Below are 19,304 nucleotides of genomic sequence, written 5' to 3'. Positions count from 1 at the left end.
CCGCCACCGGGGTCCGAGGTGAATACCCGGCGGCCGGAACAAGATGGCCAATACCGCGATCTCCACGGTCGCGTCGATTGACATTCTGTCAAAAAGGCCCGGCCGGTCGGCCCGTGGCGGAAAACGCGGGATCGCTTGTTCCGCTTCGCTGACCTGTGCAAAGGTGTGCCCTGTCGGCGTGTCCACAACACGCCGATCTTTCGTGCGCGCGCGGCCCCACGGTCGGCATACCCCTTGGTATGGACTAATTCGGCATGTCCCTGAGAGGAATGCAGTGTGAAAGACGCAGGCCCGTCGAATTCCCCGGGCCCGGCCCGCAGGTACGGTCCGACGGACGAGCAGCTCAGCGCCGAGCTCCGCAAGTGGACCGGTGCCACACCCGCACTGCACCCCGTGGGCGAACTGCTGGACCGCCACTGGGAGGCGGCCTTCGCCTACGCCCGGCTGTGCACCGACGGCCCCCGGCCCGCGGGCATGCTCACCACCGCCGCCTTCACCCGCCAGTTCGGCGAGACCCTGCGCCAGAACGGCCCGACCTCGGCATGGCGGCCCCATCTCCTCGTCACCGTACGGCGGATCGCGGCGGAGTGGTGTGACGACCACCGCCGCGAGATGCTCCACCCCGCTCTGCTGACGGGGGACGCCGACGGCCTGCGGCCGGCCGCGCGGCTGCTGCCGGTGGCACACCGCCGCCTGCTCGCCGGGGCGTTCCAGCGGCTGCCCCAGTCCGCGCGTTGCCTGCTCTGGCACATCGAGGTCGAGCGGGAGCCGCTCGCTTCCCCCGCCGGGCTGCTCGGCCTCGACGAGGAAGGGGCGCGCGTTGAACTCGGCAGGGCCCGCGACCGGCTGCGCGAGGAGTGCCTCCAGCTGCACCGCGAACTCGCCCCGGACGAGGAGTGCCGCCGCTATCTGCGCCTGCTCGACGTGACGTACCGCAGGGGCGGCCGGACCGTCGACCCGGATCTACGCGCGCACATCGAGGGCTGCCGGCACTGCAGCGCCGCCGCCGACCAGCTCGACCGCTTCAACCACGGACTCGGCACGGCCCTGTCCGAGGCCGTTCTCGGCTGGGGCGGGGCGGAGTACGCGTCGAGCAGGACGGGCTCCGCCGCGGAACCCGGCCCGTCAACCGCCCCGTCCGCCGCCGCGTCCGCGGCATTGGCCCCGCACCCGGCTCCCGACGGATTCCCGTCCCTGCCCGCCGTCGGCGCGGACGGCCCCGCGGAGCACCACCCGGGCCTCGCCGCCGAGGGCCGCGACGCGTTCGGCGGCGGGACGGCTCCCCTCGGCTTCGAGGAGAGCGCCCACGCCGCCCACGCCGCCCACGGCACGGCGGCCTCCGGCTTCGGGACCCGTACCGCGGCCGGCCGGGCTGCGGCGTCACCCGCTCCCGGGAGTCCCGGCGAGGCCGGCCCCGGTGCGGCGGCTCCCCGCCTCGGCGGCCACGGCGAGACCGGTCGCGGTGCGGCGGCCCACGCTCCCGAAGGCCGCGACGGCATCGGCTTCCGCACCCCGCCGCCCGTTCCGCGGTCCGCCCTCGATCCGGTCGCCTTGGCGCAGGCGGCCTTTCCGGATCCCGTCGTTCCCGTCGACCCCGTGGCGCTCGCCGGTGCGACGGGGGAGTCGTTCACCGACCCCGGCGGCCCGGCACCGGCCCCCGTGCCGCCCCGGCCGGGGCCCTCGGCCCGGGCCGCGGCCACGGCCGGTCCCGGCCCGGACGGCCCGGACGCTCCCCCCGCCTCACCCGCGACTCCGCCGCCGCCGGACGCGCCCGCGCCCGGCCCGCGCGCCGTGGGCCCCCGCACCGCCGCCCGCCGCGCGGGCCGGAAGGCGGCCCGCCGCGCCGCACGCCGCCGCAACCTCACCGCGGGCGTCCTGACCGCCGGCGGTCTCGTCGTGCTGCCGCTCGTCCTGTGGACCGTCGGCGGCTCCGGTGACAGCGCCCCACAGGGCGGGAAACGGCCGGCCGGAGAGGCCCCCGACGTGGAGGAACCGACCACCGCGCCGTCCTGGGTCGGTGCGGGCGAGGCCGGGAAGGACACGCTGCGCGGCCGGCTGCGCAACGCCGACTCCGGCCTGTGCGTCGGCCTCGACGGCGGCAAGGCGGTCGAGGGCGCGGAGGCCGTGCTCACCGACTGCGACTCGGCCCCCGGCCGGCAGTGGACCTACGAGACCGACGGGCTGCTGCGCAGCGGTGCCGACCCGGGGCTCTGCCTCGACTCCGGCCTCGGCTACTCGGTGCGGCTCACCCCCTGCGCGGGGCCCTCCGGGGCGGACACCGAGGACGTCCGCTACGACTTCACCCTCCAGGGCGCCCTCGTGCCCCGGTCCGACCAGGATCTCGCCCTGACGCCGTCCGCGACCGACGGCTCGGGCGCGCTGGTCCTCAAGGCCCGGGCCGACGACGCGGTGCAGCGCTGGGTGATCGACACCGCCAAGGCCGATCTGCGCATGAAGGCGGTCACCTGGAACGAGCCCGCCTCGGCCCGTCCGCCCGCACCCGTCGCCGTGTCCACCCCACCGGCGGGGCCCGCACCGGCGCCGACGCCGTCCGACGTCACGTCCCGGACCTCCCCGGCCCCGCAGGAGCCCACCGAGGCCCCGTGCCACCGCTACGGCTACTGCGACGAGGACGGCCGCTACGGACAGCCCGGCCCCGGGTATCCGGACCACGGCTACCCGGACTACGGCTACCCCGACCACGGGTACGGCGGCCACGGGCACTACCGAGACGGCCGCCGCTGACGGGTGCGCCGGACGGGCAGGACGTACCGGATGGGCAGGACGGTGCAGGACGTGCAGAGCGTGCCAGAGGCACCGGACGTGCCGGACGCCGTCACGGTCCGACGACGTTCAGCGACAGCCACAGCGCCGCGACGGCCGGCACCAACGCGGCCGGCACCGCGAGCAGCCCCAGCCGGGTGAACTCCCCGAGGCCGATCCGGTGCCCCTGCTGCTGGGCGATCCGCCGCCACAGCAGCGTCGCGAGGGACCCGGCGTAGGTCAGGTTGGGGCCGATGTTGACCCCGATCAGCACGGCCAGCACCATCCCGGGGCCCGCCCCGGCGGTCAGCGGCAGCAGGACCAGCACGGCCGGCAGGTTGTTGATGAGGTTGGCCAGCACCGCGGCCAGCACGGCCACGGCCAGCAGCGCCGGCAGGCCCGTCCCGCCGGGCAGGACCCGTTGCAGCGCGTCGGCGAGCCCGTGGTCGACGACCGCCCGGACCACCACGCCGAGTGCCAGCACGAACGCCAGGAACGCCGGGGCCGCCGAGCGCACCACGGTCAGCGGCGTGGCCTTCCGCCGTACGAGCGAGCGCCCGGCCAGCACCAGGGCACCGGCCAGGGCGGCCCACGCCGGGGAGATCCCGGCGGCCGAGGCGACGACGAACCCGGCCAGGGTGCAGCCCACCGTGACGAGCGCGAACAGCGGCAGCGGCTCCTCGGGCCCGGCCGGGCCGGCGGAGGGCGGGGGCGCCGCCAGCTCCCGGTCGAAGAAGCGGCGGAACACCAGGTACTCGGCGGCGATCGCCACCAGCCACGGCAGTGCCATGAGGGCCGCGAAGCGGGTGAAGGTCAGGCCGCTCGCCGCGAAGGCCAGCAGATTGGTCAGGTTGGAGACCGGCAGCAGCAGGGAGGCGGTGTTCGACAGGTGGGCGCAGGCGTACAGGTGCGGGCGGGCCTCGACGCCCATGCGGGTCGCCGTGGCGAGCACCACCGGGGTGAGCAGGACCACCGTGGCGTCCAGGCTGAGCACGGCCGTGATCAGGGAGGCCAGGACGAAGACGGCGGCCAGCAGCCGGACGGGCCGGCCTTGCGCCCGGCGGGCCATCCACGCGCCGCACGCCGTGAACAATCCCTCGACGTCGCAGAAGTGGGCGAGCACCAGCACGGCCGCGAGGAAGCCCACCACGGGTCCGAGCCGCTGGATCTCCTCCCAGGCGTGGTCCGGGGAGATGAGGCCCACCGCGACGGCGAGCGCGGCGGCCGGCACCGCCAGCACGGCCTCGGGCAGCCCGCGGGGCCGGGCGACGGCCCAGACGAGCACGGCGACCAGCAGCGTCACGGACAGGACTGCGGCGAGCGGGGTGTTCAGGGCGGGGTCCTCCGGGACGAGATCGCGACGTGCCCGCCCATGAAACCAGGCGACGGTAAGAACTCCGCGAGAGCCCCTGCCCAGGACCCTGTACGGCTTCCGGCCAGGTGCCGCCGTGGCTGCCCCGGGCGCCCCGACCGCCCGCGCCCCGACCGCCTGCGCCCCGACCGCCCGCGCTCCGCTGGTCCGGCCGCGACCGTCCGGTCGTCCGCCGGTCCACCCACCGCCCCGCCGCCCGGCTCGCCCGGCGGCGGGCGGCCGGTCAGAGTTCCTCGACCAGCGCCAGCTCCGCCCAGATCGTCTTGCCCTCGGCGGTGTGCCTGCTGCCCCAGCGCTGGGTGAGCTGGGCGACCAGCAGCAGACCGCGGCCGCCCTCGTCCCAGGTCTTGGCCCGGCGCAGGTGCGGCGCCGTGTGGTTGGTGTCGGACACCTCGCAGATCAGCGTCGCGGCGTCGTGGATCAGCCGGAGCCGTATGGGCGGGGCGCCGTAGCGGATGGCGTTGGTGACCAGTTCGCTCACCACCAGCTCCGCGGTGAACGTGGCCTCGACCAGCCCCCAGCGTTCGAGCTGGTCCACGACCTGCTTGCGGATGGGCGCGACCAGCGACGGGTCGGCCGGGATGTCCCACGTCGCCACCTGGGAGGACGGCAGACCGCGGGTGCGCGCCAGCAGCAGGGCCACGTCGTCGGCCGAGCCGCCCGGCGGGAGCAGGGAGCGCAGGACCCGGTCGCACGTCTCGTCGAGGGAGCCGGAGGGGACCGAGAGGGCCTCCAGCACCATCTGCGCGCTCGTGTCGACGTCCCGCTCGCGGCTGGCCAGCAGCCCGTCCGTGTGGAAGACCAGGACACTGCCCTCGCGCAGCTCCACGTCGACGCTCTCGAACGGCAGCCCTCCGACGCCGAGCGGCGGTCCCGAGGGCAGGTCGAGCCGGAGGGGCGGCCCGTCGGGCGGGGCCAGCAGCGGCAGCGGATGCCCGGCGCGGGCCAGCGAGCAGCGCCGGGACACCGGGTCGTACACCGCGTACAGGCAGGTCGCGCCGACCTCGCCGGTGCCCGCGTCGCCGCCCGACTCCTGCGACAGCCGCACCACCAGGTCGTCGAGGTGGGTGAGCAGTTCGTCCGGGGCCAGGTCGATGTCGGCGAGGGTGCGTACGGCGGTGCGCAGCCTGCCCATGGTGGCCGAGGCCTGGATGCCGTGGCCGACGACGTCCCCGACGACCATGGCGACCCGCATCCCGGACAGCGGGATGACGTCGAACCAGTCGCCGCCCACGCCGGAGCGGGTGGCCGGCAGATACCGGGAGGCGGCTTCGACGGCGGCCGTGCGCGGCAGCGTCCGCGGCAGCAGGCTCCGCTGAAGGGTGAGGGTCGTCTCGCGCTCCCGCGAGTAGCGCCGCGCGTTGTCGATGCAGACGGCGGCCCGGGCGGTGACCTCCTCGGCCAGCAGCACGTCGTCGTCCGTGAAGGGCTCGGGGCGCCGGAAGCGGGTGAACACCGCGACGCCGAGGGTCGTGCCGCGGGCCTGGAGCGGGACGGACATCGTGGAGTGGATGCCGGACTCGCGGATCCGCCGGAACCGGGCCGGGTCCCAGGCGAGCCACAGCTCCAGGTCGTCCTCCGAGCCCGAGGCGACGACGGTGCGGCCCGCCGACAGGGACGCGGCCTGAGGGGAGGTCTCCGGGTAGTGGTCCGTCCGCCCCGGCTCGGCGACGGCCTCGGGACTGCCCGGGTTCACCGACCGGTGGGCCGCCCGGCGCAGGGTCACGGGCGGCACCGGCGGGCCGGCGGACTCCTCGCCGTGCTCCTGCGGGTCCAGCAGGTCGACGCTGACGAAGTCGGCGAGGGCCGGGACGCACACGTCCGCCAGCTCCTGGGCGGTGCGGGTCACGTCGAGGGTGCTGCCGATGCGCACGCTCGCCTCGTTGACGAGCTGGAGCCGCTCGCGGGAGCGGTACTGGTCGGAGAAGTCGTGGGCGGTCACGCACACGCCCCGCACCCGGCCGGCGGCGTCGGTCAGCGGCGCCATCCGGGCCAGCCACGCGTGCGGCCCGCGGGTCTCGCCCCCGGCCTTCATGTACGTCTGCATGTCCTGCCGCCGGCCGGTGCTCAGCACCTGGCGCAGCCGCTCCTCCAGCTCCCGGTTCTGCGGGCGGCTGCCGATGTCGGTGGGCCGCAGGCCGAGCAGCCGCTCCGCGGGCAGGCCGACGAGGTCCGCCATGGCGTCGTTGACCCCGCGCAGCCGCAGCTCCTCGTCGTAGATCATCGTCGCGCAGGGGGACTGGCGCAGCGCCCCGCGCACCAGCGGGTCGTCGTCCGGCAGCCCGTGCCGCGGGCCCCGCGGCGGGGCCACGGCCAGCCAGTCGGTCGTCTCCGGGCCGTCGGGCGGCCTGCGGTGGGCGAGCACCCACACCGGCACCGCGCGCCCGTCGCGATGGCGCAGGGCGAGGGTGCCGCTCCAGCGGTGGCCGTCCTCGACCCGCGGCGGTTCGGCGCCGTCGGCCAGGAGCTCGGTCGCGGGGCGTCCCACCACTTCCTCGGCGGTGTGGCCCAGCAGGCGCCGGGCGCCCTCGCTCCACTCGGTGAGCGTGCCGTCGACGGCGATGACGGCGCGGGCGGTCACCCCGTCGTCGAACGGATCGTCCGGGCTCATCGTCGCCACTCCATACGGACACTCTCAGTGAACGGAAGCGCCACCAGAGTCCCAGACTAGTGCGTGGGCGCCCGGTGTGAACCGGTAACCCCGGGGCCGCCCGGCCCGCCCGGCCGCACGGCACGGGAGCCACGCGGTGACAGCCGGTTCCGCCCCGACCGTTGACGGGGCGTCACTTCGGCACGACCATGGCGGGCGTCCGCACCCTGGGAGCGCTCCCATAGGAGCGTCGCCCGCCCCTGCGCCGAGGAGTCCAGACGTGCACCGACGCAGAACCGCCCTGCTGTCCCTGACAGCCCTGCTCGCGACGGCGCTGACCGCGCTGCCCGCCGCGCCGGCCGGGGCCGAGGAGACCGAGCAGGTCAGGAACGGCACCTTCGACACCTCCACGGAAGCGTGGTGGACGACCGCGAACGTCACGGCGGCGCCGTCCGACGGCCGGCTGTGCGCCGACGTGCCCGGCGGCACCACCAACCGCTGGGACGCCGCCGTCGGGCAGAACGACATCACCCTGGTGAAGGGGGAGTCCTACCGCTTCTCCTTCAGCGCCACCGGGACCCCCGCCGGACACGTCGTCCGCGCGATCGTGGGCCTGTCCGTCGAGCCGTACGACACCTACCACGAGGTCACACCGCAGCTCAGCGTCTCCGGCGACACCTACTCCTACACCTTCACCTCGCCCGTCGACACCGCCCGGGGCCAGGTCGGCTTCCAGCTCGGCGGCAGCGCGGACCCCTGGCGCTTCTGCATGGACGACGTCTCCCTGCTGGGCGGTGTCGCGCCGGAGCCCTACGAGCCCGACACCGGTCCCCGGGTCCGCGTCAACCAGGTCGGCTACCTGCCCGCCGGACCCAAGAACGCCACCCTCGTCACCGACGCCACGGCGAAACTGCCCTGGGAGCTGAGGAACGCGCGCGGCACGGTGGTCGCCCGGGGCACGACCGTCCCGCGCGGCGTGGACGCCTCCTCCGGGCAGAACGTCCACTCGATCGACTTCGGCGCGTACCGCGCGAAGGGCACGGGCTTCACCCTGACCGCCGACGGCGAGACCAGCCGCCCCTTCGACCTCGACGCGCGGGTCTACGACCGGCTCCGGCTGGACGCGGCGAAGTACTACTACACCCAGCGCAGCGGCACCCCGATCCGAGACGACCTGCGCCCCGGCTACGGCCGCCCGGCGGGCCACGTGGGCGCGGCCCCCAACAAGGGCGACACCGAGGTGCCCTGCCGGCCGGGCGTCTGCGACTACACGCTGGACGTGAGCGGCGGCTGGTACGACGCCGGCGACCACGGCAAGTACGTCGTCAACGGCGGCATCTCCACCTGGGAGCTGCTGAGCACCTACGAGCGCGCCCTGCACGCCCGCACCGGCCGGACCGGCCCGCTCGGTGACGGCTCCCTCGCCCTCCCCGAGAGCGGCAACAAGGTGCCCGACCTCCTCGACGAGGCCCGCTGGGAACTGGAGTTCCTGCTGAGGATGCAGGTGCCCCCGGGTGAGCCGCTGGCCGGCATGGCCCACCACAAGGTGCACGACGAGCAGTGGACCGGACTGCCGCTGATGCCCCACGACGACCCCCAGAAGCGTGAGCTGCACCCGCCGTCCACGGCCGCGACCCTGAACCTGGCCGCCACGGCCGCCCAGGCCGCCCGGCTCTACCGCCCCTGGGACAAGGCGTTCGCCGGCCGGGCCCTGGCCGCGGCCCGCACGGCCTGGACCGCCGCGCTCGCCCACCCCGACCTCCTCGCCTCCGAGAGCGACGGCGTCGGCGGCGGCGCCTACCCCGACCGCGAGGTGGCCGACGACTTCTACTGGGCGGCGGCCGAGCTCTACCTCACCACGGGGGAGCGGCAGTTCGAGGAGTACGTGCTGACCTCCCCGGTCCACACCGCCGACCTGTTCCAGCCCCTCGGATTCGACTGGGCCCGCACCGGCGCGGCCGGCCGGCTCGACCTCGCCACCGTGCCGAACGCGCTGCCCGGCCGGGACAAGGTCCGCCGGTCCGTGATCAAGGGCGCCGACCGCTACCTCGCGACCCTGAAGGACCACCCCTACGGCATCCCGTACGCGCCGGACGGCAACGTCTACGACTGGGGCTCCAGCCACCAGATCCTGAACAACGCCGTCGTCCTCGCCACCGCCTACGACCTCACCGGCGCCTCCGGGTACCGCGCCGGGGCGTTGCAGAGCCTGGACTACGTCCTGGGCCGCAACGCCCTGAACATCTCCTACGTCACCGGCTACGGCGAGGTCAGCGCGCGGAACCAGCACAGCCGCTGGTACGCCCGGCAGCTCGATCCGGACCTGCCGAACCCGCCCCCGGGCACCCTCGCCGGCGGACCGAACTCGAACATCCAGGACCCCTACGCGCAGAGCAAGCTGCAGGGCTGCGTCGGGCAGTTCTGCTACATCGACGACATCCAGTCCTGGTCGACCAACGAACACACCATCAACTGGAACGCCGCCCTGGCCCGCATGGCCTCCTTCGCGGCCGACCAGGGCCGCCACCTCGGGTGACGGCGCGCGTGCCGGGGGGCGGGGCCGACGACAGGCCGCCCCCGGCACCCGCGCGTAGCCTGGGAACATGCCAGCGGTGCGGGTCGACGGCATCGGGGTCGCGTACGACAGGGTGGGCCACGGCCCGCCCCTCGTGCTCGCGCACGGCGCCACGAGCGACGCGCGGTTGTTCCGGCCGCAGATGGAGGACCTCGCCGACGAGTTCACCGTCGTCGCCTGGGACGAGCCGGGCGCCGGCCGTTCCTCCGACGTGCCGGCCGTCTTCCCGCTCGCCGGCTACGCCCGCTGCCTGGCGGCCGTCATCGAGGACGTGGGTCTCGGCCCGGCCCACGTGCTGGGCCTCGGCTGGGGCGGGACGGTGGTCCTGGAGCTCTACCGGCTCCACCCCTCCCTGGTCCGCACGCTCGTGCTCGCCGACACCTACGCCGGCTGGAAGGGCTCGCTGAGCGCGGCGGAGGTGCGCTCGCGGATCCGCGGCGCGGAGCGGACGCTCGCCGTACCGGACGAGGCGTTCGCCCCCAGCCTGCCGGGGCTGTTCGCCGAGGCGCCGCCCGCGGGCGTGGTGCGTCTGCTGTCGGTGATGTCGGCGCAGACGCGCCGCCGCAGCATGCGCGCGGAACTCGCCGCCATGGCCGACGCCGACCTGAGCGGTCTGCTCCCGCGGATCGGCGTCCCGACCCTGCTGCTGTGGGGCGAGCTGGACGCGCGCTCGCCCGTGGAGCCCGTCGCCCGCGGTTTCCTCGACGCCGTGCCGCACGCCACGCTCGTGGTGCTCCCCGGCGCGGGGCACCTCAGCAACCTCGAGGCGCCCGAGGCGTTCAACCGGACGGTCCGCGAGTTCTGCCGCACCCGTTCGTGACGGGCGCTGCGTCACCCGGCCGGATGTGAACCGCGTCGCCTTGCCGCCCCCGGCGTCCCGGCAGGAGGTACCCCTGCCCGACCATCCTGACCTGGGGCTATTTACGCGCCAGTACCCGAGCGGTACCGTGAACGCATGCCAGCTCTCAACGTCGAGTTCAGCGACCGTGAACTTGAGGACCTGCGGCAGATCGCCAAGGAGCGCGGTACGTCCATGAAGGCCCTGGTGCGCGAGGCGGCAGCCGCCGACATCGCCCGGCACCGGGCTCTGCAGGAGGGCGCGGAGGCCTTCCGGCGGTTCTTCGCCACCCATGCCGACGAGTTCGCCGCCGCGTTCCCCGAGGACGAACCGCCCGGCAGGGGCGAGGGGCGGGCCGCCTGACCGATGGCATCCGTCCTCCACATCGACGTGCCCTGGCTGCTGCAACGCCACGAGGAGGTCCTGCCGGACCAGCCCACCGTCAACGACTTCTCCGCGCTGGTCGCCGCCGTCGCCCGGCACCGCGTCGACCCGCCGCGCCTCGGCGTCGACTCCGACCCGGCGTGGCGGGCCGCCGCCCTGCTGCACACCCTCGCCGTGCTGCGTCCGCTGCCCTCGGCCAACGCCCGCTTCGCCTGCGCGACGGCCGTGGCGTACATGTTCGTCAGCGGGGTCGGCATCGACCCGCCCTACGGTGCCCTGGTCGACCTCGCCCGCGACCTGATGTCCGGCACCGCCGACGTCTACGGCGCCGCGGACCGGCTGCGCTCCTGGCAGATCTGAGACGCGGCGCCCTCGGCCCCCTCGGGTGCCTTTCCCGCCGAGCACCGGGAAATGTCGAAAGCAGGTGCGAGGTGCGTGCGGCTGTTCCCTTCTTTCTGACTTTCTGTCAATGGCGCATATGTGGCCCGCGCGCCTTGTTGCTCCTGCAGGGGTTGTGCAAGAGTGCACCACGCGTGCGGGGGGAATGGCCAGGAGTCGCACGCGCATAGTCGACCGGGTCCGAATCGCCGCCGGCGAATTCGCACCTCCCGCGCCGCGCCAAAAAGGGACGCACCCATCGGGCCTCCTTTTCGGCGACAGGACTTCTGTGTGTCGCACGCGTGGGAAGGAACCATCTCAGTGCCCACCCCCCACCCCCCTCGTCCTGCGTACCCCCCGCCCGGCGGGGGCCCGGGGGACTCCGACGAGAGTCTCGCCGCGCCGCTGCGAGGCAGCCCGGAGGGCGGGGTCGCCGCCCATTCCGTCGCCCTGCTGATGGCGCGGCACTGGCAGCCGGCGCACGAGTACGCCGTCATCTGCCTCGCCTCCTCGGCGAAGGTCGCCTCCATGGTCACGGGGACGGCCTTCCACCGGACCCTCAACCGTCTCGCGTTCGGGGAGTCCGCCGTCGCGCTGCGCCCGGCCCTTCTGGTCACCGTGCGCGACACGATCCGCGAGTGGTCGGGCGACGATCGCATATCCGCCGTACTGCCCGCCCTTCGGAAACCCGCGGGCGGACGCGGACTTCGCGCCGCGACGTCCATGACACCGGAGAACCGCGTCCTCGCGGAGCGGGCATTCCAGGCCCTTCCGGCCGCCGCGCGCTGTCTGCTGTGGCACGCGGAGGTCGAGGCCGATCCTCTGCACGTCCCGGCCGGACTGCTGGGCATGGACACCGAGGTCGCGTCGGCCGCCCTCGATCAGGCGCGTGACACGTTCCGCGCAGGCTGCGTGCGCGCCCATCGCGAACTCGCCCCGACGCAGGACTGCCGCTTCCACAACCGTCTCCTCGACGTCCCGATCCGCCGGGGCGGGGCCCTGCTGCCCGACGTCCAGGACCATCTCGGCGAGTGCCGCCACTGCCGCAACGCCGCGGAGCAACTCAGCCACTTCGACGGGCCCCTGGGGCCCTTGATCGCCGAAGCGGTGCTGGGCTGGGGTGCCCGCCGCTACCTCGACTCCCGCCCCGGGCGGGCGTCGCACGGGGCCCGGGGCACCCGCGCGGGCCGGCGCGGTGGGCGGCGGGGCGGCGGACGGCACGGGCTCGGGCTGCTGTCCCGGTTCCCGGTGCCCGTCCGCCGGGTGGCGGTGGCGCTGCCGTCGTCGCGGACGCTGCTCTCCGGGCTGGGCGCCGTGTCGGCCGGGGTGCTGGCCACCGTGCTCATCGCCGGCCTCAACCCCTACGACGGCGGCGGGGCCGACCCGGCGGGCTCCGGCAGCACCGGCGACAACGGTGCCACGTCCGCCGCGCCCCCCGGCACGGCCGGCCTGCCCGCGGCGCTGGACGTGGCACGCCTGCGCAACACCGGGGCCGATCTGTGCCTCGACGTCCGCGGCCTGCCCAAGGAGGGCTCGGGCACCGAACTGGCGGCGTGCTCGTCGGTGTGGACCCAGCAGTGGACGGTCGAGGACGACGGGCTGCTGCGCAGCGTCGCCGACCCGGGGCTGTGCCTGGACTCGCACAAGGACGCCGGTGTGGTCGTCCTCGGCACCTGCGCCGACGAGGGTGCGGAGCGGGGCGACGACGTGCGCTACGACCTCACCGTGCAGGGGGAGTTGCTGCCCCGCTGGGACGAGCAGCTCGCCCTGGCCCCGGCCGGCGACAAGCCCGGCGCGGATCTGGTGGTCAAGGTCCGCGACCGCACCGACGCCCAGCGCTGGCAGGCCGAGCCGCTGCCGACGACGGCCGGGTCCCTGTCCATCGAGGAGCAGGACGGGGCGTCGTCCCGGCAGGTGGCCGTGCCGGGCGGCCGGACGTCCTGAGGCGCCGCCCGCGGCCCTCTCCTCCCTCCCCTCAGGCCGGGTCCTCCGCGAGGTCGGCCCGGCCCACCGTGTGCGGCGTGGCGTGGCCCGACAGGGCGAGCGTGAGGTCGAGTTCGGCGAGCAGGCAGCGGATCACGTGCTCCACGCCCGCCCGGCCGTCCAGTCCCAGGCCGTACACGTACGGGCGGCCCAGGAGCACGGCCCGGGCGCCCAGGGCGAGGGCCTTGAAGACGTCGTCGCCGGTGCGGACGCCGCTGTCGAACAGCACGGTGAGCCGGTCGCCGACGGCTTCGGCGACCCGCTCCAGGGCGTCGGCCGCGGCGACCGAGCCCGCCACCTGCCGTCCGCCGTGGTTGGAGACGACCACGCCGTCCATGCCGGCGTCGGCGGCCCGCCGGGCGTCGTCCGGGTGCAGCACGCCCTTCAGCACGATCGGGCCGTCCCAGTTCTCCCGCAGGAACGCCAGATCGGGCCAGGTCTTGGCCGGGTCGGAGAACATGCCGACGAAGTGCATCACCGCCGCGTTCGGGTCCTCGTGCACCGGCTTGGCCAGCCCCGCGCGGAAGGCCGGATCGGAGAAGTAGTTGGCCGTGCCGACGCCGTGCAGGAACGGCAGATACGCCTGGTCCAGGTCGCGGGGCCGCCAGGACAGCAGCGGGGTGTCCAGGGTGACGACCAGCACGCTGAACCCGCAGGCCCTCGCACGACCGAGGAAGCTGCGGGCCACCTCCGGATCCTTCGGCCAGTACAGCTGGAACCACCGCTCGGCGTCGCCCATCGCCTCGGCGACCTGCTCCATGGGGGTGCTGGACGCCGAGGACAGGATGTACGGCACACCCTGCGCGGCGGCGGCCAGGGCCGCAGCGGTCTCCGCCTCCGGGTGCATGATCGACAGGACGCCGACCGGGGCCAGCGCCAGCGGGGCGGGCAGGGCCCGGCCGAGCACCTGCACCGACAGGTCCCGCTCGTGCACGTCCCGCAGCATGCGCGGCACGATCCGGCGGCGCTCCAGGGCGGCCCGGTTCGCCCGGGCCGTGCTGCCGTCGCCCGCCGAGCCCGCCACGTAGCCGACCGGACCGGGCCCGAGCCGCTGCTCGGTCAGCTCCTCCAGGCGCGTCAGGTCCGTGGGCAGCCGTGGCACGGCGCCCGTCATGCCGTTCAGGTAGATCTCGTACTGGAAGTCCGCCCAGTGCTTGCCCACGTCACGCCCCGCCTTCTCGTCGTCTCCTCGTCGAGACCGCCGGGCCGAGGATACCGAGCGGTATGCGGCCGGACGATCGGCGGTGATCATCGATGCCGTCCGATGGCGGTTACGCGTCGGGAGCATGAACGCAAGCGGTTGCAAAGTGGCCACGAGAGAGCGGAATCGGAATGTTTCCGGCCTATTGAGGAGCGCAGGCAAATCAGCCATCTGGCCGCTTCGGGCCGCCGGAGACCGCGCAGTTACGGGCTTCGCACGTGCAGATTCCGTAACTTCACGCCACTGCTTCAATACGCAATGTTACTGAAACCCGTGGGGTCGATGTGTGTTTCGGCGGCGGACTCGGCAGACTCGCGCTCGCCGCTCCGGGCACCATCCGAGCACGGGTCGGCACACATCGTCATCGAGCGGAAGGATGCACACAATGCGGACCCCCGCGCGCTGGGCCATGACTGTCGGACTGACGGCCACCGCCGTCTGCGGACCCCTCTCCGGGGCCGCGCTCGCCGACCCGGGTCAGGCCCCCACCGCGCTCTACGCCCCCTCGGCCCTGGTCCTCACGGCCGGCCACGGACAGAGCGCGATCGCCACCACCCCGGAACGCGCGGTCACCCTGACCTGTGCCCCGAGGCCCTCGGGCACCCACCCGGCCGCCGGCCCCGCCTGTGCGGAACTGCAGGGCGTGAGCGGCGACTTCGACGCCCTGACCGCGAAGGAGGGCGTCATGTGCACCAAGCAGTACGACCCCGTCGTCGTCACCGTCGACGGTGTCTGGCAGGGCAAGCGCGTCTCGTACGAGCGCACGTTCTCCAACGACTGCATGAAGAACGCCCTGGGAACGGGCGTCTTCTCCTTCTAGGGGACCCCATGGACCGGGATCGTGTGTTCCCCGTGAAGCGCAGCGGACCGTGGCTGGGGAGCCGGGCCGCTGTCACGGGAGCCGCGATCTCGTACAAGGAGGCCGGCGGGCGGAGTGGGGCCGCCCGCCGGCCTCCGGACTCTTCCGGGGCCGGTGCGTCAGGCCCGGTCGCGGTGGCTCGTGTCGCACCACGGGTAGCGGCGGCTGCGGCGGCAGGTGCACAGGGCGACCCGGAAGCGGTCCGAGGACACGACGGTGCCGTCCTCCAGTTCCACCTCCACCGGGCCTTCCACGAGCAGCGGCCCCTTGCGCTGGATCGAGACCCGGCGCGGGGCCTCGGAGCGGTCAGACGGGGAGTTCGGCACGGACCACCACCAGCTCTTCGTCGTTCTCCGCGTCGGACAGCAGACCGCGCTCGCGCAGCCAGCGCTCCCGGCCGCGCAGCACGGGACCGAAAGCGATCCGCTGCCGGCGGGTCACCGCGGCCTTCAGTCCGGCCGCACGCAGTTGCACGACCGTGAGGTCCGGGTCGGCGAGCGCCGACTGCACCAGCAGCAGCACCCCGCCCGGCCGCAGCAGTGCGGGCACCTCCCGGCAGATCCGGTCCACGACCAGCCGCCCGTCGCCGCCCGCGTCCCAGGCCCGGGCCGCGCCCCGCGGGGCGTGATGGCCGCTCGGCGCCGGCACGTAGGGCGGATTGGCCAGGACGAGGTCGAAGGTCTGTCCGCGCACGGGGTCGAAGAGGTTCCCGTGGCGGATGCGGACGGTGAGGCCGGCCAGCCTGGCGTTCAGCCGGGCCGCCCAGACGGCGCTCCAGGACACGTCGACGGCGGTCACACGGCCGCCCCGGCGTGCGGCCTCCAGGGCCAGGGCACCGGACCCGGTGCCCACGTCGAGGACTTCCGCTCCCTGGGGGAGCGGCTCGTCGGACAGGGCACCGGCCAGCAGCTCGGTGTCCTCCTGCGGGGCGTAGACGCCCGGGGGTACCAGTGCAATCACGGGCGCCGAGTACCCCGGTGCTCAGGAGATATGAGTCACTTCCCGGGCCAGCGGTTCCCGCAGTGACGACCGGGAGTCGCGCCAGTCCGCCAGCAGGCGGGCGCCGAAGCGTTCCTCGACGAACTCGGTGGCGTCGATGCCGAAGGCGATGTCCGCGGCCAGGTACGGCTCCTGCTCCAGCAGCCCGCCGATCACGTCGTGCCGCACGATCTGCTCGTGGACGGCGTCGGCCTCCACGTGCTCGTCGTAGAAGTGCTCGGCGGCCGGTCCGGCGCCCGCCCGGCGCATGGCCTCGGCGAGCCGCCGGGAGCCGGGGGAGGAGGTGATCTCCACCGCGGCGAAGTGGCCCACGAGGGCGCCCCGCAGGCTGCGGTGCAGGCCGAACAGGGACATCATGTTCACCGTGACCAGGGCCTCGGCGGAGGCGGCACCGAGGTAGCGGCCGTACGTGGTGTCCAGGCCGAGGTCCGTCATCAGGTCCGCGAACAGGCGGGCGTGGACGCGCTCCGCCCGGCCGCCGCCCCACTCGTCGAACTCGACCGCGGCCATCGCCGCCTTCGCCCGGCCCCACAGCCGCGGCAGCACCCAGGCGTGCGGGTCGGCCTCCTTCAGGTGGTACAGGGAGCGCTGGGCCGCGTACTCGCGCAGGTGCCACAGTTCGCCCTCGTCGCGCAGGAAGTGGCTGACGCCCTTGCCGTCGACGGGCTCGACCAGGAGGGGGGCCAGCGCGTCGTCCACGGTGTCGTGCACCTGGGCGTCGGAGCGCAGCGCGGACAGGAACCGGTGCTCCATCGCCGCGCGGACGCGCAGCAGGTCCGGGTCCCACTCGCGCTCGGGCGGCACGGCCCCGAACCCGCGGTAGTGCAGCTCGTAGCACAGGTAGAGGGCGAGCTGGAGGTCGTCGCCGTACACCTCGGCGCGGGCGACCTCCTCCAACCGGGGCAGCCGGCCGGCGCCCCGCAGATATGCCTCGACACCCCTGCTCAGCGGGCCGCGCGGGGTGGGCAGTCGTGGTCCTTCGTGCTCCATGGCCCCCGGGTACCCGCCCAGCGCCCAAGGTCACCCGCGGCAGGAGCAGCCGTCACTCCCGGCCAGGATGTGCGCCGCTCGCTCGTCCTGTCCGCGGACGCGCCCGGGCCCGGGTCGGTCCGGAGGGTGTCTCCGGCCGGCCCGGGCCCGGGTCCGTGGTCCCGCTCAGTCGCCCTCGGACTCCTCCTGGGCGCGGGCGTTCGGGGTGATGGCCTCCCCGGCCTCGCCCCGGTGGCGCCGCTGCCGGGCGTCGTCGTGCGTGCGCGTCCCGGCGTCCTCGATCTCGCTCATGACCTCGTCGAATGCCGTCTCGGGCTTCTCGTCCGAGCTGTCGCCGTGCTTGTCGTGGGACACGGGTTCTCCTTTCTGCGTGCTTCTCCGTCGTTCACTGCGAGGCGGTGGCGATGCGCAGCGGCACCGCCTCTGCGGGAGCCGGTACCTCCTCCTGCCGGGCCACCTCGGCCCACCAGGACGGCCCGTCCTCGATGTGCCGCAGCAGCACGCCCTCGCGGATCGCCCAGGGGCACACCGTCACGGACCTGATGCCGCTCAGCTTCATCGCCGTGTGCCCGACGACCGCGCCGGCCAGACTCTGGGCGGCCCGCGGCGCGGAGATGCCGGGCAGGGAGGCCCGCTCGGCGGCGGGCAGGGCGGCCAGCCGGCCGATGGCCTCGCGCAGCCGCGCGCGGCTCAGTTCCCGCTCCACGAACGGACCCCGGCGGCCGGGGGCCGCGCCGCACAACCGTCCGAGCTGCTGGAAGGTGCGGGAGGTGGCGACCGCGGTGCGCGGGCCCTCCCAGCGGATCCGGGCCGCCACGTCCCGCAGCTCGTGGCGGACCTTGCGGCGCAACCGGCGCACCTGCTCGGGCGACGGCGGGTCCTCGTCCTCGAAGAAGTCGTGGGTGAGCCGCCGCGCGCCCAGGGGCAGGGACGCCACGAAGTCGGGCAGCCGTCCGCGCCCGAAGGCGACCTCCAGGGTGCCGCCACCGATGTCGAGCAGGGCGAGCGGCCCGGACCGCCAGCCCATCCACCGCCGCGCCCCGAGGAACGTCAGCTCGGCCTCGACCTCGCCGGGCAGCGTGCACAGGTCGACGCCGGTCCGGGACCGCACGGCGTGCAGCACCTCCTGCCGGTTCGGCGCGTTGCGCACCACGGCGGTCGCGAACGCCGGCGGCCCGCCCGCGCCCCACCGGGCGGCGGTCCGGCCGGCCTCGGCGACCGCGTCGACCAGCGACTCCACGGCCTGTTCCGGGATGGCACCCCCGGGCGGGACCTGCTCGGACAGCCTCAGCCGCCACTTGGCGGTGTGCACGGGCAGCGGGACTCCGCCCACCGCATCCGCGACCACGAGTCTGACCGTGTTCGATCCCACGTCCACCACGCTGATCCGCATGGCCGGTGGGTACCCACTAACCGGGCGTACCAACAGGGTCACCCTCCCGACAGTCCTTACATTCCTTAACTGGCATATAACCCGCGAGGCATAGTCGGTGCCATGTCCGACGCCGCCCTCTGGACCGCGCTCGCCGATCCGCACCGGCGGGCCATCGTCGCGCTGCTCCTGGAGGGGCCCCGGCCCGTCGGGGAGATCGCCGAGCGGTGCGGACTGAGCCAGCCCAGCGCCTCCAAGCATCTGAAGGTGCTGCGCGACGCCGGCCTGGTCCGGGTGCGGCAGGACGCGCAGCGCCGGGTCCACGCGCTGGACCCGGCCCCCATCGCCGCGCTCGACGCCTGGCTCGCCCCTTACCGCACGCTCTGGAACGAGAGCCTCGACGCGCTGGGCCGCCGCCTCGACCAGGCGGACCGGCCGCCCGGGCCGCCCCCACCGAAGGACTGATCCACCATGACCGCCGACGTGACCGGTACCTACCTGACCCTGGACGACGGGCGCCCCGCCGTCCGCTTCACCCGCACCTACGACCACCCCGTCGAGCGCGTCTGGGCGTTCGTCACCGACCCGGACGAGCTGGAGCGCTGGTTCCCCTCCCGAGCCGAGATCGAGCTGCGTCCCGGCGGCGCCGTGACCTTCAGCGGCGATCCGCACCTGGCGGACTCCACGGGCCGGGTGATCGCCGTCGACCCGCCCCGGCACCTGTCGTTCGAGTGGAGCGGGGACGAGGTGCACTTCGACCTGGAGGCGACCGACGACGGGCGCACCCGCTTCACCCTCACCAACGTCCTCGCGGCCGAGGACACCGCCGCCCGCAACGGCGCGGGCTGGGAGCTCTGCCTGGCCGCACTGGACGCCCGGGCCCGCGGCGCGGACCACCCCGGGCCGCACGCCGGGGCCGAGGCACCGTGGAAGGGGCTCTACGAGGCGTACCTCGCCGCCGGGCTCCCGTCCGGGGCCCCGGTCCCCGGGCAGGAGTGAA

17 protein-coding genes are annotated in these 19,304 nt (G+C 74.7%); 9 read left to right on the top strand and 8 right to left on the bottom strand.

The window, feature by feature from the left end:
• Nucleotides 1–276 precede the first annotated feature (276 nt).
• On the top strand, nt 277–2,745 hold the full coding sequence (locus ACZ6ZN_RS01880; RefSeq protein WP_469642324.1) for a ricin-type beta-trefoil lectin domain protein: 2,469 nt from the start codon (nt 277–279) through the stop codon (nt 2,743–2,745).
• Nucleotides 2,746–2,836: 91 nt separating this feature from the next.
• Here the strand turns inward: ACZ6ZN_RS01880 and ACZ6ZN_RS01875 are convergent, their stop codons facing one another.
• Both ACZ6ZN_RS01875 and ACZ6ZN_RS01870 read right to left on the bottom strand, forming a co-directional pair.
• Nucleotides 2,837–4,066, bottom strand: a complete 1,230-nt coding sequence (locus ACZ6ZN_RS01875; protein WP_451879383.1) for an SLC13 family permease — start codon at nt 4,064–4,066, stop codon at nt 2,837–2,839.
• Between the two features lie 292 nt (nt 4,067–4,358).
• Nucleotides 4,359–6,746 carry a SpoIIE family protein phosphatase gene (locus tag ACZ6ZN_RS01870; RefSeq protein ID WP_469642321.1) on the bottom strand — a complete coding sequence of 796 codons (2,388 nt, stop codon included), beginning with the start codon at nt 6,744–6,746 and terminating at the stop codon, nt 4,359–4,361.
• 259 nt (nt 6,747–7,005) lie between these two features.
• On the opposite strand from ACZ6ZN_RS01870, the gene ACZ6ZN_RS01865 reads away from it, so the two are divergent.
• The 5 genes from ACZ6ZN_RS01865 to ACZ6ZN_RS01845 all read left to right on the top strand — a co-directional run bounded on the left by ACZ6ZN_RS01865 (nt 7,006) and on the right by ACZ6ZN_RS01845 (nt 12,844).
• Nucleotides 7,006–9,261, top strand: a complete 2,256-nt coding sequence (locus tag ACZ6ZN_RS01865) for a glycoside hydrolase family 9 protein (protein WP_469642319.1) — start codon at nt 7,006–7,008, stop codon at nt 9,259–9,261.
• Nucleotides 9,262–9,328: 67 nt separating this feature from the next.
• Entirely contained in the window at nt 9,329–10,120 is a 792-nt protein-coding gene (locus ACZ6ZN_RS01860; protein ID WP_469642317.1) for an alpha/beta fold hydrolase, read from the top strand.
• 135 nt (nt 10,121–10,255) lie between these two features.
• Entirely contained in the window at nt 10,256–10,501 is a 246-nt protein-coding gene (locus ACZ6ZN_RS01855) for a hypothetical protein (protein ID WP_333933272.1), read from the top strand.
• 3 nt (nt 10,502–10,504) lie between these two features.
• Entirely contained in the window at nt 10,505–10,882 is a 378-nt protein-coding gene (locus ACZ6ZN_RS01850; protein ID WP_398107516.1) for a toxin Doc, read from the top strand.
• A 339-nt stretch (nt 10,883–11,221) separates the two neighbouring features.
• Nucleotides 11,222–12,844, top strand: a complete 1,623-nt coding sequence (locus ACZ6ZN_RS01845; protein ID WP_469642314.1) for an RICIN domain-containing protein — start codon at nt 11,222–11,224, stop codon at nt 12,842–12,844.
• A gap of 31 nt (nt 12,845–12,875) precedes the next feature.
• Here ACZ6ZN_RS01845 and ACZ6ZN_RS01840 read toward each other — a convergent pair whose 3' ends face one another.
• On the bottom strand, nt 12,876–14,045 hold the full coding sequence (locus ACZ6ZN_RS01840; RefSeq protein WP_451879388.1) for a lactate 2-monooxygenase: 1,170 nt from the start codon (nt 14,043–14,045) through the stop codon (nt 12,876–12,878).
• A 424-nt stretch (nt 14,046–14,469) separates the two neighbouring features.
• Between ACZ6ZN_RS01840 and ACZ6ZN_RS01835 the strand changes: the two genes are divergently transcribed.
• The gene (locus ACZ6ZN_RS01835; RefSeq protein WP_469642311.1) at nt 14,470–14,904 is read left to right on the top strand and encodes a protease inhibitor; all 435 of its coding nucleotides are present in this window, start codon (nt 14,470–14,472) and stop codon (nt 14,902–14,904) included.
• A gap of 158 nt (nt 14,905–15,062) precedes the next feature.
• Here ACZ6ZN_RS01835 and ACZ6ZN_RS01830 read toward each other — a convergent pair whose 3' ends face one another.
• The 5 genes from ACZ6ZN_RS01830 to ACZ6ZN_RS01810 all read right to left on the bottom strand — a co-directional run bounded on the left by ACZ6ZN_RS01830 (nt 15,063) and on the right by ACZ6ZN_RS01810 (nt 18,325).
• The gene (locus ACZ6ZN_RS01830) at nt 15,063–15,269 is read right to left on the bottom strand and encodes a CDGSH iron-sulfur domain-containing protein (protein ID WP_398107512.1); all 207 of its coding nucleotides are present in this window, start codon (nt 15,267–15,269) and stop codon (nt 15,063–15,065) included.
• Nucleotides 15,250–15,903, bottom strand: coding sequence for a HemK2/MTQ2 family protein methyltransferase (locus ACZ6ZN_RS01825; protein ID WP_469642310.1), 654 nt, complete (start codon nt 15,901–15,903; stop codon nt 15,250–15,252). The genes ACZ6ZN_RS01830 and ACZ6ZN_RS01825 overlap by 20 nt, the downstream gene beginning before the upstream one ends.
• A gap of 21 nt (nt 15,904–15,924) precedes the next feature.
• A complete protein-coding gene (locus ACZ6ZN_RS01820) occupies nt 15,925–16,932 on the bottom strand; it encodes an iron-containing redox enzyme family protein (RefSeq protein ID WP_469642307.1) in 1,008 nt (335 codons plus the stop codon).
• A 165-nt stretch (nt 16,933–17,097) separates the two neighbouring features.
• The gene (locus ACZ6ZN_RS01815) at nt 17,098–17,286 is read right to left on the bottom strand and encodes a hypothetical protein (protein WP_398107509.1); all 189 of its coding nucleotides are present in this window, start codon (nt 17,284–17,286) and stop codon (nt 17,098–17,100) included.
• Nucleotides 17,287–17,317: 31 nt separating this feature from the next.
• On the bottom strand, nt 17,318–18,325 hold the full coding sequence (locus ACZ6ZN_RS01810) for a Ppx/GppA family phosphatase (RefSeq protein ID WP_451879391.1): 1,008 nt from the start codon (nt 18,323–18,325) through the stop codon (nt 17,318–17,320).
• A gap of 102 nt (nt 18,326–18,427) precedes the next feature.
• Between ACZ6ZN_RS01810 and ACZ6ZN_RS01805 the strand changes: the two genes are divergently transcribed.
• On the top strand, nt 18,428–18,769 hold the full coding sequence (locus tag ACZ6ZN_RS01805; protein WP_398107507.1) for an ArsR/SmtB family transcription factor: 342 nt from the start codon (nt 18,428–18,430) through the stop codon (nt 18,767–18,769).
• 6 nt (nt 18,770–18,775) lie between these two features.
• The gene (locus ACZ6ZN_RS01800; RefSeq protein WP_469642304.1) at nt 18,776–19,303 is read left to right on the top strand and encodes an SRPBCC family protein; all 528 of its coding nucleotides are present in this window, start codon (nt 18,776–18,778) and stop codon (nt 19,301–19,303) included.
• Nucleotide 19,304 lies beyond the last annotated feature (1 nt).

The organism is Streptomyces sp. NPDC053665 (genome assembly GCF_055585285.1).
The sequence above is the reverse complement of the archived record's forward strand: the minus strand, read 5'-3'. Positions and strand labels throughout refer to the sequence as shown.

What these genes read in the sequence shown, in the direction of transcription:
- ACZ6ZN_RS01855 (WP_333933272.1), top strand. Translation starts at nt 10,256, where the DNA reads ATGCCAGCTCTCAACGTCGAGTTCAGCGACCGTGAACTTGAGGACCTG.
- ACZ6ZN_RS01870 (WP_469642321.1), bottom strand. Translation starts at nt 6,746, where the DNA reads ATGAGCCCGGACGATCCGTTCGACGACGGGGTGACCGCCCGCGCCGTC.
- ACZ6ZN_RS01805 (WP_398107507.1), top strand. Translation starts at nt 18,428, where the DNA reads ATGTCCGACGCCGCCCTCTGGACCGCGCTCGCCGATCCGCACCGGCGG.
- ACZ6ZN_RS01820 (WP_469642307.1), bottom strand. Translation starts at nt 16,932, where the DNA reads ATGGAGCACGAAGGACCACGACTGCCCACCCCGCGCGGCCCGCTGAGC.
- ACZ6ZN_RS01860 (WP_469642317.1), top strand. Translation starts at nt 9,329, where the DNA reads ATGCCAGCGGTGCGGGTCGACGGCATCGGGGTCGCGTACGACAGGGTG.
- ACZ6ZN_RS01800 (WP_469642304.1), top strand. Translation starts at nt 18,776, where the DNA reads ATGACCGCCGACGTGACCGGTACCTACCTGACCCTGGACGACGGGCGC.
- ACZ6ZN_RS01810 (WP_451879391.1), bottom strand. Translation starts at nt 18,325, where the DNA reads ATGCGGATCAGCGTGGTGGACGTGGGATCGAACACGGTCAGACTCGTG.
- ACZ6ZN_RS01835 (WP_469642311.1), top strand. Translation starts at nt 14,470, where the DNA reads ATGCGGACCCCCGCGCGCTGGGCCATGACTGTCGGACTGACGGCCACC.
- ACZ6ZN_RS01850 (WP_398107516.1), top strand. Translation starts at nt 10,505, where the DNA reads ATGGCATCCGTCCTCCACATCGACGTGCCCTGGCTGCTGCAACGCCAC.